14 protein-coding genes and 1 pseudogene are annotated in these 12,887 nt (G+C 68.2%); 11 read left to right on the top strand and 4 right to left on the bottom strand.

Going from position 1 to position 12,887, the window contains the following annotated elements; all coding sequences use genetic code 11:
* The first annotated feature begins 48 nt into the window (after nucleotides 1–48).
* Together Sri02f_RS00905 and Sri02f_RS00900 are read left to right on the top strand one after the other, a co-directional pair.
* On the top strand, nucleotides 49–288 hold the full coding sequence (locus Sri02f_RS00905; protein ID WP_108999134.1) for a hypothetical protein: 240 nt from the start codon (nucleotides 49–51) through the stop codon (nucleotides 286–288).
* A complete protein-coding gene (locus tag Sri02f_RS00900; protein ID WP_108999133.1) occupies nucleotides 285–566 on the top strand; it encodes a hypothetical protein in 282 nt (93 codons plus the stop codon). The genes Sri02f_RS00905 and Sri02f_RS00900 overlap by 4 nt, the downstream gene beginning before the upstream one ends.
* Nucleotides 567–613: 47 nt before the next feature.
* On the opposite strand, the pseudogene Sri02f_RS00895 reads toward Sri02f_RS00900, so the two are convergent.
* Nucleotides 614–808, bottom strand: a pseudogene (locus Sri02f_RS00895) (IS6 family transposase); the annotation flags it as partial.
* A gap of 244 nt (nucleotides 809–1,052) precedes the next feature.
* On the opposite strand from Sri02f_RS00895, the gene Sri02f_RS00890 reads away from it, so the two are divergent.
* Genes Sri02f_RS00890 through Sri02f_RS00880 form a run of 3 tightly spaced genes read left to right on the top strand, consistent with a single transcriptional unit; the run spans nucleotide 1,053 to nucleotide 3,488 of the window.
* Nucleotides 1,053–1,499 carry a GntR family transcriptional regulator gene (locus Sri02f_RS00890; protein WP_245970334.1) on the top strand — a complete coding sequence of 149 codons (447 nt, stop codon included), beginning with the start codon at nucleotides 1,053–1,055 and terminating at the stop codon, nucleotides 1,497–1,499.
* Nucleotides 1,500–1,503: 4 nt separating this feature from the next.
* A complete protein-coding gene (locus tag Sri02f_RS00885) occupies nucleotides 1,504–2,436 on the top strand; it encodes an ABC transporter ATP-binding protein (protein WP_108999131.1) in 933 nt (310 codons plus the stop codon).
* On the top strand, nucleotides 2,433–3,488 hold the full coding sequence (locus Sri02f_RS00880; protein ID WP_108999130.1) for an ABC transporter permease: 1,056 nt from the start codon (nucleotides 2,433–2,435) through the stop codon (nucleotides 3,486–3,488). The genes Sri02f_RS00885 and Sri02f_RS00880 overlap by 4 nt, the downstream gene beginning before the upstream one ends.
* A gap of 1,495 nt (nucleotides 3,489–4,983) precedes the next feature.
* Here Sri02f_RS00880 and Sri02f_RS00870 read toward each other — a convergent pair.
* Together Sri02f_RS00870 and Sri02f_RS00865 are read right to left on the bottom strand one after the other, a co-directional pair.
* Nucleotides 4,984–5,343, bottom strand: coding sequence for a DoxX family protein (locus Sri02f_RS00870; protein WP_108999129.1), 360 nt, complete (start codon nucleotides 5,341–5,343; stop codon nucleotides 4,984–4,986).
* A 173-nt stretch (nucleotides 5,344–5,516) separates the two neighbouring features.
* A complete protein-coding gene (locus Sri02f_RS00865) occupies nucleotides 5,517–6,011 on the bottom strand; it encodes a dimethylsulfonioproprionate lyase family protein (protein WP_174855559.1) in 495 nt (164 codons plus the stop codon).
* A gap of 96 nt (nucleotides 6,012–6,107) precedes the next feature.
* Between Sri02f_RS00865 and Sri02f_RS00860 the strand changes: the two genes are divergently transcribed.
* The 6 genes from Sri02f_RS00860 (at nucleotide 6,108) to Sri02f_RS00830 (ending at nucleotide 12,416) form a co-directional block, all read left to right on the top strand.
* A complete protein-coding gene (locus Sri02f_RS00860) occupies nucleotides 6,108–6,944 on the top strand; it encodes a LysR family transcriptional regulator (protein WP_108999127.1) in 837 nt (278 codons plus the stop codon).
* 586 nt (nucleotides 6,945–7,530) lie between these two features.
* Nucleotides 7,531–8,712 carry a tyrosine-type recombinase/integrase gene (locus Sri02f_RS00850; protein WP_245970253.1) on the top strand — a complete coding sequence of 394 codons (1,182 nt, stop codon included), beginning with the start codon at nucleotides 7,531–7,533 and terminating at the stop codon, nucleotides 8,710–8,712.
* On the top strand, nucleotides 8,709–11,210 hold the full coding sequence (locus Sri02f_RS00845; RefSeq protein ID WP_108999124.1) for a tyrosine-type recombinase/integrase: 2,502 nt from the start codon (nucleotides 8,709–8,711) through the stop codon (nucleotides 11,208–11,210). Before Sri02f_RS00850 ends, Sri02f_RS00845 begins: the two co-directional genes overlap by 4 nt.
* A 43-nt stretch (nucleotides 11,211–11,253) precedes the next feature.
* On the top strand, nucleotides 11,254–11,679 hold the full coding sequence (locus Sri02f_RS00840; protein WP_086680618.1) for a hypothetical protein: 426 nt from the start codon (nucleotides 11,254–11,256) through the stop codon (nucleotides 11,677–11,679).
* A gap of 52 nt (nucleotides 11,680–11,731) precedes the next feature.
* Nucleotides 11,732–11,968 (top strand): hypothetical protein, encoded by a 237-nt coding sequence (locus Sri02f_RS00835; protein WP_245970251.1) that lies wholly within the window; start codon nucleotides 11,732–11,734, stop codon nucleotides 11,966–11,968.
* Complete coding sequence (locus Sri02f_RS00830) at nucleotides 11,955–12,416, top strand: hypothetical protein (RefSeq protein WP_108999123.1); 462 nt, start codon at nucleotides 11,955–11,957, stop codon at nucleotides 12,414–12,416. Before Sri02f_RS00835 ends, Sri02f_RS00830 begins: the two co-directional genes overlap by 14 nt.
* A 69-nt stretch (nucleotides 12,417–12,485) precedes the next feature.
* Here the strand turns inward: Sri02f_RS00830 and Sri02f_RS00825 are convergent, their stop codons facing one another.
* The gene (locus Sri02f_RS00825; RefSeq protein ID WP_108999122.1) at nucleotides 12,486–12,887 is read right to left on the bottom strand and encodes a DUF5958 family protein; all 402 of its coding nucleotides are present in this window, start codon (nucleotides 12,885–12,887) and stop codon (nucleotides 12,486–12,488) included.

Genomic DNA, 12,887 nt, shown 5'->3' with positions numbered 1-12,887 from the left:
CTGCGCGCACACCGAGCCGTCCACCCCATCGCTGAAGCGACACGCGAGATGCAGGACAAGGAGTTCGCCACGACGAAGTCGGACGGCATCGTCTGCGAGCACGAGATCAAGCCCTCCGGAAAGCCCCGCGACCCGGAATCCGGCTGCACCGGACGTGCGAACTACCAGGTGATGTGCAGCGAGCACGGCAAGGTCGGCGAACCGCACGGCCTGCGCGTCCTTGCTGAGCCCGCCCAGTCCGCGCACCGCGACAGCCACAGGGCCGTCCCGGCCTCCAACGCCGCGTGACCGCCCGGCACCGACGCTGCGGCCACGGCACCGGCCCGCTCCACCCCGGCGACCAGAAGGCCGTCGCGGAGTTCACCGCGATGCTCACCACCCGGAAGAGACCAGCCCCCTGGACCGGCACCGGCGACATCGCCCTACGGATCGCCGTCGACGGACAGTCGGCCGGTGCCGACCCCGTCGCCCCGGTCCTCATCCGCCCCGACCCCGAGACCGCGCTCACCAGCACACTTCACTGCGCCAGGAGGCGGATCGGCGCTGTCACGTTGTTGGGTGCGTGAGTGCCTGACAGCGTGGTGGAGTGCGGCCGCCCGGGTATCGGCCTGGGTCAGGCTGTTGCGGGCAGGCCGGCGGTGCCGGTGATGTGGTCCCAGATGGCGAGGCGGATGCTCATCTCGGCTCGGTAGTGGGTGGCGGACAGGCTGTGGCGGTGGGGCCGGAAGCGGCGTGAGATCCCGCTGAACGCGGCGAGGAATCTCTGCGCTGCGCCGGTGCTGCGGAAGCCTTTCACGCCCCGACCCCTCGACATCGACAAGCCGATCGCGGACCTGGTCGCCCGGGTCCAGCTGGAGACGCTGCGCAAGGGTCATCGTCGGACTGGCCTCCATCAGGCTCTCTTGCTGGACATGCCTTGTTCCCTGTCCGCTGATGTCCCAAAAAAGACGGCCGGCGCACCTCCCGCCCGCTTCTCCTCGTCCCCGGTCGGCATTGACAACCGTCCTCGCATCCCTCCATCATCATTCCACTAATCAAGTAGTGGAATGATGATGGTGACCGTGGAGTACCGCATCGACAGGCGGAGCGGCGTCCCCGCCTTCCAGCAGATCGTGCAGCAGACCAAGCAGGCCCTCCGGCTGGGCGTACTCGTGCCGGGTGACCGGCTGCCCACCGCCAAGGAGGTCGCCGAGACCAGCACGGTCAACCCGAACACCACCCTCAAGGCGTACCGCGAGCTGGAGCGCGAGGGCCTGGTCGAACCGCGACCCGGCCAGGGCACCTTCGTACGACGCACGCTGGGCCGCCCCGAGACGGGCACCGACTCGCCGCTGTACGCGGAGCTGGTGGCGTGGATGTCGAAGGCGGCCGGGGCCGGTCTGGAGCGGGAGGACGTGGCCGCGCTGGTCGCGTCGGCGATGGAGAAGCAGTACGCCGCCGGGAACGTGGCGGCAACGGGGTCCACGGGGGCCACGACAACCAGGAGCACAGGTGAGTGAAGGTATGTACGCGGAGGAACCGGCGATCGAGGCGTACGGGCTGGGGATGCGCTACCGGCGGGGCTGGGCGTTGCGGGACTGCTCCTTCCGACTCCCGGCGGGACGGATCTGCGGCCTGGTGGGACCCAACGGGGCGGGCAAGACCACGCTGCTGAGCATCGCGGCCCATGTCCTGCAGCCGACGCACGGCTCGATCAGCCTGTTCGGTGGGGCTCCGGGCTCGGTGGAGTCCGGTCGGCGCACAGCGTTCCTCGCCCAGGAGAAGCCCCTGTTCCGCCGCTTCACCGTGGCGGAGACCCTGCGTCTGGGCCGGGAGCTGAACCCCGGCTGGGACCAGCGCGCCGCCGAGGGCATCATCCGCGCGGGCAACGTGCCCTTCGACGCGAAGATCGGCACCCTCTCCGGAGGCCAGCGCACCCGCGTCGCGATCGCTCTCGCCTTCGGAAAGCGCCCCGACCTGCTGATGCTCGACGAGCCGATGTCGGACCTCGACCCGGTCGTGCGCCACGAGATCATGGGCACCCTCCTCGCCGAGGCAGCCGAGCGCGGCACCACCGTGCTGATGTCCACCCACGTCCTCGCCGAACTGGAGAACGTGTGCGACTACCTCGTCGTCGTCTCCGGCGGCGGAGTGCGCCTCGCCGGTGACGTGGACGAGCTGATGTCCGTGCACACCCTGGTCACGGGCGCCAAGGAGGGTGACGGCATGCCTCCCGCCCTCGGGTGCCACACCCTCGTCGAGTCCCGGACCAGCGGACGGCAGTTCACCGCGCTCATCCGCCCCGAGGGCCCGGTCACCGGCCCCTGGGACACTAACGCCCCGAACATGGAGGAACTCCTGCTCGCCTATCTCCGCTCACCCGACGCACCACCGCTGATCACCCCCACCGCTCAGGTCCACGGCCAGGGGTTCGGCACCGGGGCGGTGGCGGCATGAGCACCTTCACCCGCAGCTCGACCAGCACCTCGACCGGCTCCACGAGCGACGGCAAGAACGGGACCATGAACGCGACCACCACGCCGGCCGACCGGCGCCCCCGACTCAGCGGTATGACCTGGCTGGTCTGGCGCCAGCACCGGGCCGCGTTCTGGACGATCCTCGCCGCCACCGTGCTCTCCGTGGCCTGGATCGTCTACCAGCGCGGCCAGTTGGTCGACTTCCTCGACGGTTACGGCTATCCCGGCAAGAGCCTCGACGAGGCGGGCGGCAAGTTCCAGCAGTACAACGACGCGTTCTCCTTCGTCTCCACGGGTCTCCAGGTGATACCCATCCTGCTCGGTGTCTTCCTCGGCGCCCCGCTCATCGCGGGCGACCTGGAGAACGGCACCGCCAAGCTGGTCGCCGCCCAGTCCATGAGCCGGACCCGCTGGCTCGCCACGAAGCTGGCGCTGGCCGTACTGGTGATCGTGGTGAGCACGGGCGTGTTGTCGGCGGTGTTCGGCTGGTGGTGGAACCCCGTCAAGTCCGAGGCCACGGTCATGGACTGGACCTCGGGCGCCGCGTTCAACACGACAGGCCCGGTGCCTGTCGCCCTCACCCTCTTCTCCGTCTTCGGCGGGGTGGCGATCGGTGTGGTGCTGCGGCGCACGCTGACGGCCATGGTGGTCACCTTCGGTTTCACCGTCGTCCTCCAACTCGTGTGGGGCTACTTCCTGCTGTCGCTCGGCAACGTCGTCACGGTCACGACGAACAAGGGTGTCACGGGCGAGAACGCGTCCCCTTCGCTCCCTCAAGGCGCCTACCAAATCGACCAGTCGTATGTCACCGGCAGCGGGGACCTGGTGGGCTGGGGCATCTGTTCGGAGTCGCAGACCGACGCGGCACGGCAGGTGTGCCTGGACAAGGCCGATGTCGTGGGCTGGTCGGTGAAGTACCTCCCGATGTCGCAGATGAACGCCATGCAGTGGTTCGGGGCGTCGATTCTGTTCGCCCTGACCGCCGGTGTCGTGGCGTTCCTCTTCTTCTGGGGTCGTAAGCGGCTCGTCTGAGTCCGTACGCCCCGCGCCCCTTTGCGAAGGGGCGCCTCTTCTAGCCCAGCGTCAGGACCGGTGAGCGCCTCAAGGCCGCGCTCACCGCGTCCGCCAAGCCCGCCCTCGGCGTCTCGGCTTTCACACAGGGCACGGACCGTACGGACATCGTCCGCGCCCTTGGACAGCAACTCACCACCAGCCCGGCCACCCACGGCTTCCCCACCCAGCAGTGGCCGCACACCGACGACAAGCCGGTCACCAAGACCGTCACCCACCGTAACGACGGCGACCGCCCCCTCATCCTCGACCTCACCACCGAGGTGTGCGGCGAGGACGGAAAGCCCGCCGCCGAGGGCATGTTCGAGGTCTCGCCGAAGCGGCTCACGCGTCCCGGCGGGCGGCACCGCGACCGTCCAGGGCACCGCTGACAGCGCCGCGGGCACGGCCGACGGCGGCTTCGGCGGCTCGGTCACCGCGACGGACGGCGCCAGCATCACCGTACGGACCGGTGTCGGCGTCCAGCGCGAAGTCGAGTCGTACGACCTGACCGTCAGGCATCTCGACTCAGGGGGAAGCCCGCCGGGCGGTCCCAGACCGGGGTGCAGGGGCTGGACAACGAGATCTGGAACGACTACTCGGACGACACGGACGGCGAGTTCACAGCCCCTAATAGCCTTGCGGTCCGCGGCGCCTTTGACGCCGAAACGGAAAGGGCGCAGTCCCGCACCCCGCCCTGCCCGGGGACGGGCACGGCGAGTCTCGGCCGGGGACGGGGCGGCTGCTTGCTCCTGCACGGGGGCTCCTTCGTCGGGGCGGGCTCAGCTCCGGTAGATCACAGGGGCGGCGTCCTCGTCGCCCAGGGCAGCAAGCAGGGTGCGCCACCCCGGGAACGGGCTCGGCACGCTCGGTGCGAAGCCGAAGGGCGAGCGCCGGCCGGGGCGGAGCCGAGCGGTTGGCGCCGCTGGCATGAAGGATCCCCGCGGACGGTGGATGATCACGGTGCCGCGCGGTACGACGGCCGCCCAGCTGCCGGCCTCGCCGGCGGAGTCCGGTCCGGGCAGGTCGTCGGTGTTGATGCAGCGCCGCCTGCGCGGCCTCCAGCCACCACCTCGACCGTGTCGAACGCGGCCGCAACCGCCTGGACGTCCACCTCGTCGATCCCAGCGGACATTAGCGAGTCCCGGAACAGAGCATCGGTCTGCATGCCCAGCACCCTCACCGTCCACCGCCAGCCACAGCAGCGGACGAAGGCACCTGAGGGAGCGTCACTTTCGGCTGTCGGACGGCAAGGCGTACGCCGTCTCGCGCGGGCCGGACTCCTTGCAATCGAACATCGAGGTAACGCTCCGCCACGGCTCCCCAAGATCTGTGCCGGAACCGAGTTGCGACAGCAGATGTACGCCTCACCGCGCAGCGCGTGGACGGCGGCGTGTTCGATGTCCATGAGAAGTGACAGCGGCCGTGAGGCGGCTGGCCGAGCAGTCGCCTCCGCCGGTCGAGAAATGAGCCACGGTCACGGCCTGGTGGCCAACCAGACGGTCACGGCCGCGGTGGCGGTGAGTGCGACATTGAGTGTGATCCGGCGGTCTTCCCCGGTCAGGTGAACGGCGATCGCACCGGTCTGCAGAAGTACGAAGCCGATGGCTGCGGCCGACGCCAGCCAAGGAGCGGTACCGGTCAGCGGTGGCAGGACCAGACCGGCCGCGCCGAGTATTTCGACCGCCCCCAGCGCCCTGAGGGCGGGCAGGGGAATACGGTCGACCCAAGCCATCATCGGTCGGAGTTGATCGCGGCTGCGGATCACCTTCAGCGTGCCTGCGTAGAAGTAGAAGAGCGCGAGCAGTCCCGCGACGATCCAGTAGGCGATGTTCATGGTTTCCGTTCACGGGGGCCCCGGTTCGCGGGGTCCTGTCGATTGCGTCGTGTGCCAGGGAGGCCCCTGGAGACGGCCGGTCCGTCGTCCGAGGGGTTCGGACGCGAAAGGCGGGAGCGCCACGGCCCCAGAGGCCGAAAGGAGGGCGGCCGGGCCGTTCCGTCCCGCCGACTTCAGGCGAGGTCGGTCGCGGGCTGTGTCGCGTAGCGGCTCATTGCGTCGATGTTGGCCTGTGGCGTCAGCGGCTGTCCGGATGCGAGCACCTCATGAAGGTCTCGGAAGTACTGCACATACAGGTCGGGTGTGAATGTGCTGAGCATGACGGCGGGTTGGTCGGTCACGTTGGCGAAGGTGTGCGGGGTGCCGGGCGGAACCATGACGAGCGTCCCCGCGGCGGCGTCGTAGTCCTCGTCCCCGACGGTGAACCGCACGGTGCCGGAGAGGACATAGAAGCCCTCGTCGTGTTGGCCATGGCGGTGCTGCGGCGGGCCCTGCGTGTGCGGGGCGAGGACGGACTCGGCGATCGCGAGGCGGTGCCCGGTGTGGCTGCCGTCCTCCAGAACGCGCATGCGCGTGGCGCCCAGAACGATCGTCTCGCCGTCGTTGGGACCCACCACCGATACGGCGGGGTCGGCCTGCGGCTCGCTGGTCTTCGCTTTTTCGGTCATGGTCACGAGTGCACCGCCGGGACCTCGCCGGTGTCCAAGACCCATTCAGCAGAGCCGATACCTCATGGGTATTGTTGCAGCGTGGAGCTACGGACCTTGCGCTACTTCGTGGCGGTCGCCGAGGAACTCCACTTCGGCCGGGCCGCCACCCGACTGCATATGAGTCAGCCGCCGCTGAGCCGGGCGATCAAGCAGTTGGAAGCCGAGGTCGGGGCCCTGCTCTTCGCCCGCTCGACCACCGGCGTCACGCTCACTCCAGTGGGCGCGGTGCTGCTCGACGAGGCGCGAGCCCTACTCGACCACGCCGACCGCGTCCGGGTACGTGTGAGCGCAGCAGCCGGCGTCGCGACTATCACCGTCGGCATCTTGGGCGACGGCACCGACCCGGGCGTGGCCAGGCTGGCCGCGGCCTACCGCCGAAACCACCCCGGAGTCGACATCCGCATCCGCGACACCGATCTGACTGACCCGACGTGCGGACTGCGCGCTGGACTGGTCGACGTCGCCCTCACCAGGGCACCGTTCGACGAGACCGCCCTGACGGTGCGTACGCTGCGGACCGATCCGGTCGGCGTGGTCCTGCGCGCCGACGATCCGCTGGCCCGCCGCGATGAGCTGCGGCTGGCCGAGCTGCGCGACCGCCGGTGGTTCCAGTTCCCGCAGGACACAGACCCCATCTGGCAGTCGTACTGGAACGGTGGCAGGCCGCGGGAGGGACCAGTGGTGCGCGCCGTCCAGGAATGCCTGCAGGCTGTGCTGTGGAACGGCACGGTCGGCTTGGCCCCGCTCGGACACGACCTGCCCGCGGAGTTCACCGTGGTGCCGCTGATCGACATGGCGCCGAGCCGAGTGGTGGCGGTGTGTAACGAAGGAGACACCAACCCGTTGACCCGATCATTCATCAAGATCGCGACAGCCGCGTACCGCCACTGAGGATCGGCAATGGGGCTGCCGTAGCTCGTGAACAATTCGAACGCTGCAGCCCTCGTGACCGCCTCCGGAAATGGTGAATATCTACTGTCGCTTCTTGTGAACAAGCCAGCGATCAGTGCACCGGCCGTCATGAGTGTGGTCCATCTGCGCTCGCGCGGCGAGTGATCCAGGAGCGTCGTGGTCACGGGTGGTCGGCCGTAGAGGTGCGTCCGGCGAGGTCGGCATAGGAGGGCATCCCCAGGTCGACGGTCTGCCGCGCGCGGGCTTGCTCTGCATTGAGCAAGCTGAGTTTGTCCTGGGCTCCGGCGAGGCTGATCTCGAGTCCTTCGATCTCGCCAAGCCATCCTTCGCGTTCGGCTTCGGTGATCCGGGCGAGAAGGTTGTCGCGGATCTCCGTGAGGCGGCCTCGTTGGGCAGAGTCGGGGCGGAGTATGGAGCAACGGATGCCCCGTTGACTGAACGAAGCCTGTTATTGCCCAGTTCAGTGGGCGGATGGAGTCATTGGGCACTACGTTCACCGGTCGTGATGAAGGATGCTCCCCAACGAGATTTGGCAGCCCTGGCGGTTCCCCAGTGGGGTCGGCTGATGGAGACCGGCAACCGGTACGAGCCGTACCGGCTGATCGATCCCGACGGAGCGGCCGTCGAGCCGGTCGCCGTCTACTTCCAGGAGTTGCTGGCGGCCGGGAAAGCGCCGTCAACGGTTCGCTCCTACGGGATGGATCTGTTGCGGTGGTGGCGTTTCCTGCAGGCCGTGGATGTTCCCTGGGATCGGGCGACCCGCCGGGAAGCCCGGGATTTCAGCTGCTGGATCCAGCAGACCGTCAAACCCAGGAAGGTCAAGGCCCAGGGGCCGCGGGCGGTAGGGGAAGCCGGTGCCGCGAACCCGGTGACCGGGAAACCGTCGACCGGATCCGGGTACGCTCCGGCCACCGTCGTGCACAGCGAGACGGTCCTGCGCCGGTTCTACGACGTGCACCGCGATGCGGGGACCGGCCCGCTGCTCAACCCGTTCCCGCTGGATCTTGCCCGCCGTTCTGGACGGGCTCACGCGCACCACAATCCGATGGCCGGCTGGAAGCTTGAGCGCGTGGGCCGGTACCGGCCGAGCCTGCCGCGGCGAATCCCGCGTTCGATTCCGGAAGCATGGTTCAACAAACTGTTCGCGGCGCTGCCCTCCAACCGCGACCGGGCCTTGGTCGCCTTCTGGATCTCCACCGGGGTGCGGGCTTCGGAACTGATCGGCATGCGTCAGCGCGATGTCGACCCTGGCCAGCAGTTGATCAGCGTGGTGCGCAAGGGCTCGCGGGCAGTCCAGCAGGTGCCGGCATCTGCGGACGCTTTCGTATGGCTGCGCCTCTACCAGCAGGAGGTACAAGGCCAGGTTGTGCGAGGACGCACCCAGCCGGTGTGGTGGACACGGCGAGATCCGATCCGACCCCTGACCTACCACGGCGCCCACCGGATGTTCGAGCGTGTCAACGCCTCGCTCGGCGCCGACTGGACCCTTCATGACCTCCGGCACAGCGCGGCCGCCCGGATGGTGCGCGACACGAAGCTGACGCTGTCCGACGTGCAGTGGGTGCTCGGACACGCTCACCTGTCCGCCACGGAGGTCTATCTGACGCCGCACAAGGACGAGGTCGTGGCCGGCGTGCTGGCGCATCACGCACGCCAGGCCCGCACGAGCATCCAGCCGGTGCCACCGCCGCCAGCACCAGGCTACGATCCGGCGTCGCTGGAGGTCTTGTTCGGGCGCTCGTCATGACGGCCGTCGTCAAGCACACGACGCGCAAGCCGTTGGAGATCACGAACCCGAGCGCGGAGCAGGCCCAGGCGCGCAACAGCCGACTGCGGGAGCAGTTCCCGGCCCGGACCGCGGAACGGTGGTGGCCCCAGACCGCGCAGTCGTCTGAGGAGACATTGCGACACCTGACGATGGCGCCGTTCCTTCCGGTGGCGAACGGCACCCGAGCGGGACGCCGCCGCGGGGTGATCAAGTTGCTGCGCTGGCTGTCGAGCCGGCCCGGGGATACCTGGCAGCAGCGCTGGATGGCCACGGGAGCCGAGGGGTTGTCCGGAGCCTCCTGGGTGGAGATCCCCAAGCGGTGGCTGAGCAAGCACGGGCCCTCACCGTCGCATGACCGGGAGGACCTGGCCTCTGGGCTGCTCATGCTGATCTGCGGAGACGTCATTCGTCCGGCTCTGCCGTGGATGCTCACCCGCTCGCACCGATATCTCGCTTCTGTGATGGCCGAGACCCGGGACCCGGATGGATTCGCGCGCCTGCGCCAGCTGGCCGCCGCCGGGCCGGCGAGCGCGCGCCAGGATGCGCAGACCGCCGCGACGCGGATCGCCATCCTGCTGGCCTGCAAGGGCGGGCGGATCGACGACATCACTGTCGGCGACTGCGTGGAGCTCATCGATACCCAGCGCCGGGTGCACGCCCGCGGCGGACAGAAGAAGGTCGACTTCTACCTGCGGCTGCGGGCTATGGGCATCTTCCCCGAGGACGCCCCGGCCACGATCCGCGCCTTCGGGCTCGCCCTGGGCCAGTCGAGCATCGAAGAGCTGGTGGACCGCTACCAGATCCGCTGCCAACCGGTACGCGACGTGATCGTGGACTATCTGCGCGAACGCCAGCCATCGCTGGACTTCACCAGCCTGGACGCGATCTCCCGAACGCTCGCGGGCCTGTTCTGGGCCCGCATCGAAGATCTGGCACCAGGAATCGACTCTCTGCGGCTACCCCCGGCGGTGGCTCGCGCCTGGAAAGACGACCTGAAGGTCAAAAGGCGCAACGTCGTCGGCCCCGACGGCAAGAGCATTGAAGTCACCAGCCCGCGGCTCAACGCCAAAGACGAACTCATGCGCGTCCGAGCGTTCTACCTCGACATCGCGCAATGGGCGGCCGAGGAACCGGCCCGCTGGGGGCCATGGGCCGTGCCCTGCCCGATCAGCGACGACGAGATCCACAAGGCAAAGGAACGCAAGCGGCGCAAAGCCCGGATGGACCAGCGCACCCGCGAGCGGCTTCCCGTCCTCCCCATCTTGGTCAGCGCCACCGACCGGCGGCGCCGCGAAGCCGCCGGCCTGCTCCAGGCGGCGCGAGACACCGAGCCCGGGGAGCTGATCCCAGGCACGGACGGCGCCCTGCGCAGAACCATTGCCCCGAAGGCTGCGGGCCACCTCACCTGGGCCGAGGAGAGCTCCAGTGGGCGTCGGCGGAATCTTTCGTACGAGGAAGAGGAGGCGTTCTGGGCGTTCGCCGTGATCGAAGTCCTGCGTCTGACCGGTGTTCGCAACGAGGAGCTTCTGGAACTCACTCACCACAGCGTCACCCAGTACCGGCTCCCGTCCACCGGCGAGGTCGTCCCGCTGCTGCAGATCGCTCCATCCAAGACCGACACCGAGCGACTTCTGCTGGTCAGCCCGGAACTCGCCGACGTTCTCAGCGCCATCATCAGTCGGCTGCGGGGCCCCAGCGGGATGGTTCCGCTGGTGGCCGCCTACGACGTCCGTGAGAAAGTTTGGAACCCGCCGATGCCACTGCTGTTCCAGCGTGGCGTCGGCTCCGAGCATCGCGCTTTCACACCGACCGCGATCCGCAAACTGCTGATCAATGCGCTGGCCGCGACCGGGCTGACCAACGCCGACGGTGAGGCACTGTTCTTCTCTCCCCACGACTTCCGGAGGATCTTCGTCACCGACGCCATCATGAACGGACTGCCCCCGCACATTGCCCAGGTCATCTGCGGTCACAAGAGCATCGACACCACGATCGGATACAAGGCGGTCTACCCTGCCGAGACGATCGAGGCCCACCGAGCCTTCATCGCCCGCCGGCGGGCCTCCCGCCCCGGGGAGGAGTACCGCATCCCGACAGAGGAGGAGTGGGACGCCTTCCTCTCCCACTTCGAGAAGCGGAAGGTGTCCATCGGTACATGCGCACGCGCCTTCGGATCCCCTTGCATCCATGAGCACGCTTGTGTCAGATGCTCGCTCCTCCGGCCTGATCCGGCCCAACGGTCACGGCTGATCGACATCCGTGACAACCTGATCGCCCGGATCGCTGAGGCGGAGCGGGAAGGATGGCTGGGCGAAGTCGAGGGCCTCCAGGTCAGCCTCACCGGCGCGCAAGGCAAGCTGGACCAGCTCGATGCCGAAGCAGCCCGCCGACCCTCCACAGTCGATCTCGGCATGCCGACCTTCGCCGACGTCGCCATCCGCACCACCACTACGTCGACGGACCAGCACCATCCCTGAAATCCATGGTCGCCACGAAGCTGAACTGCCTACGCTCCAACCCATGCGAACTGTCTTCGTGTTTCCCGCAGGTGAGCGAGCTGCGACCGTCGCCTCGCTCAATCGGCATCTGCCCGAGCAGCGCAATCCGTGGACTCTGGACGGCAACCTCTACATCGACATCGACGATGAGCAGACCGGCTACCTCTTCTCCGATTGGGATCCCGAGGATGTGGCGATCCTTGAAGCGGCCGTCGGACATCACCCCACTTGGGCGGTGCAGATCGACATCTCCGGGCGGATCGACGGCACCGCAGAGGTTCACCGAATGATCGCGCTGCTGCTTGAGCATGGAGGCGTGGCAACGGACGACTACACCCCCCACCCTTGGACCCTGCCGGAAATCCTGTCTGGAGCGGTGATCGACGGCCTGCGGTTCTTCGACTTCCGCGGCTACCACGAGCTCAACCGCGAGCACGGGCGCTCCTGACTCTGTCCGCTGCTCCCTCCTGCGCCCCGACCCCGCCCAGCGCGGCCGCCTAGTGGAGATCCGCGACAACCTCCTCGACCGGATCGCCGAAGCCAAGAAAGAGGGCTGGCTCGGCGAAATCGAGGGCCTGCGCGTCAGCCTCGCCGGCGCCGAATCCAGAATCGACCAGATCGACTCCGCGCCCGGCAGCGTGGCGATCAACCTCGGCATGTCGCGCAAGGCCCCGGCTCACCCCGCCCAGAAGGAGGGAGCAGGGTCGCTGAGACAATCGCGGGATGATCAGCAATGAGATCCGGTTCGATTGCCAGCACCGTGGCGACAGGGGTCTGCTCGTGGTCGTCCCTCACATCGACGGAGCACCACTCACCGAGCTGATCGATGAGTACGAGATCGCGGCCGGGATGCAGCCTGCAGGTGATGCCTACGGTGGTCTGATTCCGGAGTTCTTCCGGTTCGGCCCGATGCAGGACCACTTCCTCGGACTGTCCACTAGCGCGATGGGGCCGAAGACCCCCGTCCTCGGTTGTGAATGCGGTGAGTGGGGGTGCTGGCCGCTCATGGCCCGCATCACCGCGACAGCGGATCTCGTAACCTGGGACGCCTTCGAGCAACCCCACCGCAAGACCCGCGACTACGTGGCATTCGGTCCGTTCCAGTTCGACCGCCACCAATACGATGGCGCCTTGCAGGCCCTGAGCGCGGTGATCGACTCCGCCGCCGACGACACGAGCGCATGAACACTGCCGTCAGTCCGTCTTGCCGCACATGGAGTCCAGGGGCGGAGGCCAGCGGCGGGGGACTCGTCCTCACCCGTCGGCGACGGGCAGGTTATGCCACCAGTGACCGCATCCGCCGGAGCAGAAGCGTTCGCGGCGCCGTTCGTCTGCGACCGCGAGGACCTCGACCAGTAGCCGGAACGCCTTGCGTCGTTCGTCGACAGGGGTGAGGCCGGCGATCTTCCCCAGTTGCTGGTCGATCGGGCCGCAGGTGATCAAGACCGCCGGGGTGTGCGTCGGGCGCAGCCCGGCACGTCGGATGCTCTCCGGTCCGTCTTCGGTGACGGCGCGCGCCTGCACGCAGTGGTGGCGCAGGAACAGGAGTATCTCGGCCTGCTCCTCCGGGCTGTGGGTGTCGAACCACTCGATGCCCTGTGACATCGGGCGCAGTCCTTGGGCGAGTTCGTTGAGGATGATGTCCCGCTCGGTCAT

It is taken from the genome of Streptomyces rishiriensis, assembly GCF_003112535.1.
GTDB classification, from domain to species: domain Bacteria; phylum Actinomycetota; class Actinomycetes; order Streptomycetales; family Streptomycetaceae; genus Streptomyces; species Streptomyces rishiriensis.
Note: the sequence above shows the minus strand (reverse complement) of the source record. Positions and strands in the feature narration are given on the sequence as shown.

What these genes read in the sequence shown, in the direction of transcription:
- Sri02f_RS00905 (WP_108999134.1), top strand. Translation starts at nt 49, where the DNA reads ATGCAGGACAAGGAGTTCGCCACGACGAAGTCGGACGGCATCGTCTGC.
- Sri02f_RS00890 (WP_245970334.1), top strand. Translation starts at nt 1,053, where the DNA reads ATGGTGACCGTGGAGTACCGCATCGACAGGCGGAGCGGCGTCCCCGCC.
- Sri02f_RS00885 (WP_108999131.1), top strand. Translation starts at nt 1,504, where the DNA reads ATGTACGCGGAGGAACCGGCGATCGAGGCGTACGGGCTGGGGATGCGC.
- Sri02f_RS00880 (WP_108999130.1), top strand. Translation starts at nt 2,433, where the DNA reads ATGAGCACCTTCACCCGCAGCTCGACCAGCACCTCGACCGGCTCCACG.
- Sri02f_RS00870 (WP_108999129.1), bottom strand. Translation starts at nt 5,343, where the DNA reads ATGAACATCGCCTACTGGATCGTCGCGGGACTGCTCGCGCTCTTCTAC.
- Sri02f_RS00865 (WP_174855559.1), bottom strand. Translation starts at nt 6,011, where the DNA reads ATGACCGAAAAAGCGAAGACCAGCGAGCCGCAGGCCGACCCCGCCGTA.
- Sri02f_RS00850 (WP_245970253.1), top strand. Translation starts at nt 7,531, where the DNA reads ATGGAGACCGGCAACCGGTACGAGCCGTACCGGCTGATCGATCCCGAC.
- Sri02f_RS00845 (WP_108999124.1), top strand. Translation starts at nt 8,709, where the DNA reads ATGACGGCCGTCGTCAAGCACACGACGCGCAAGCCGTTGGAGATCACG.
- Sri02f_RS00840 (WP_086680618.1), top strand. Translation starts at nt 11,254, where the DNA reads ATGCGAACTGTCTTCGTGTTTCCCGCAGGTGAGCGAGCTGCGACCGTC.
- Sri02f_RS00830 (WP_108999123.1), top strand. Translation starts at nt 11,955, where the DNA reads ATGATCAGCAATGAGATCCGGTTCGATTGCCAGCACCGTGGCGACAGG.
- Sri02f_RS00825 (WP_108999122.1), bottom strand. Translation starts at nt 12,887, where the DNA reads ATGACCGAGCGGGACATCATCCTCAACGAACTCGCCCAAGGACTGCGC.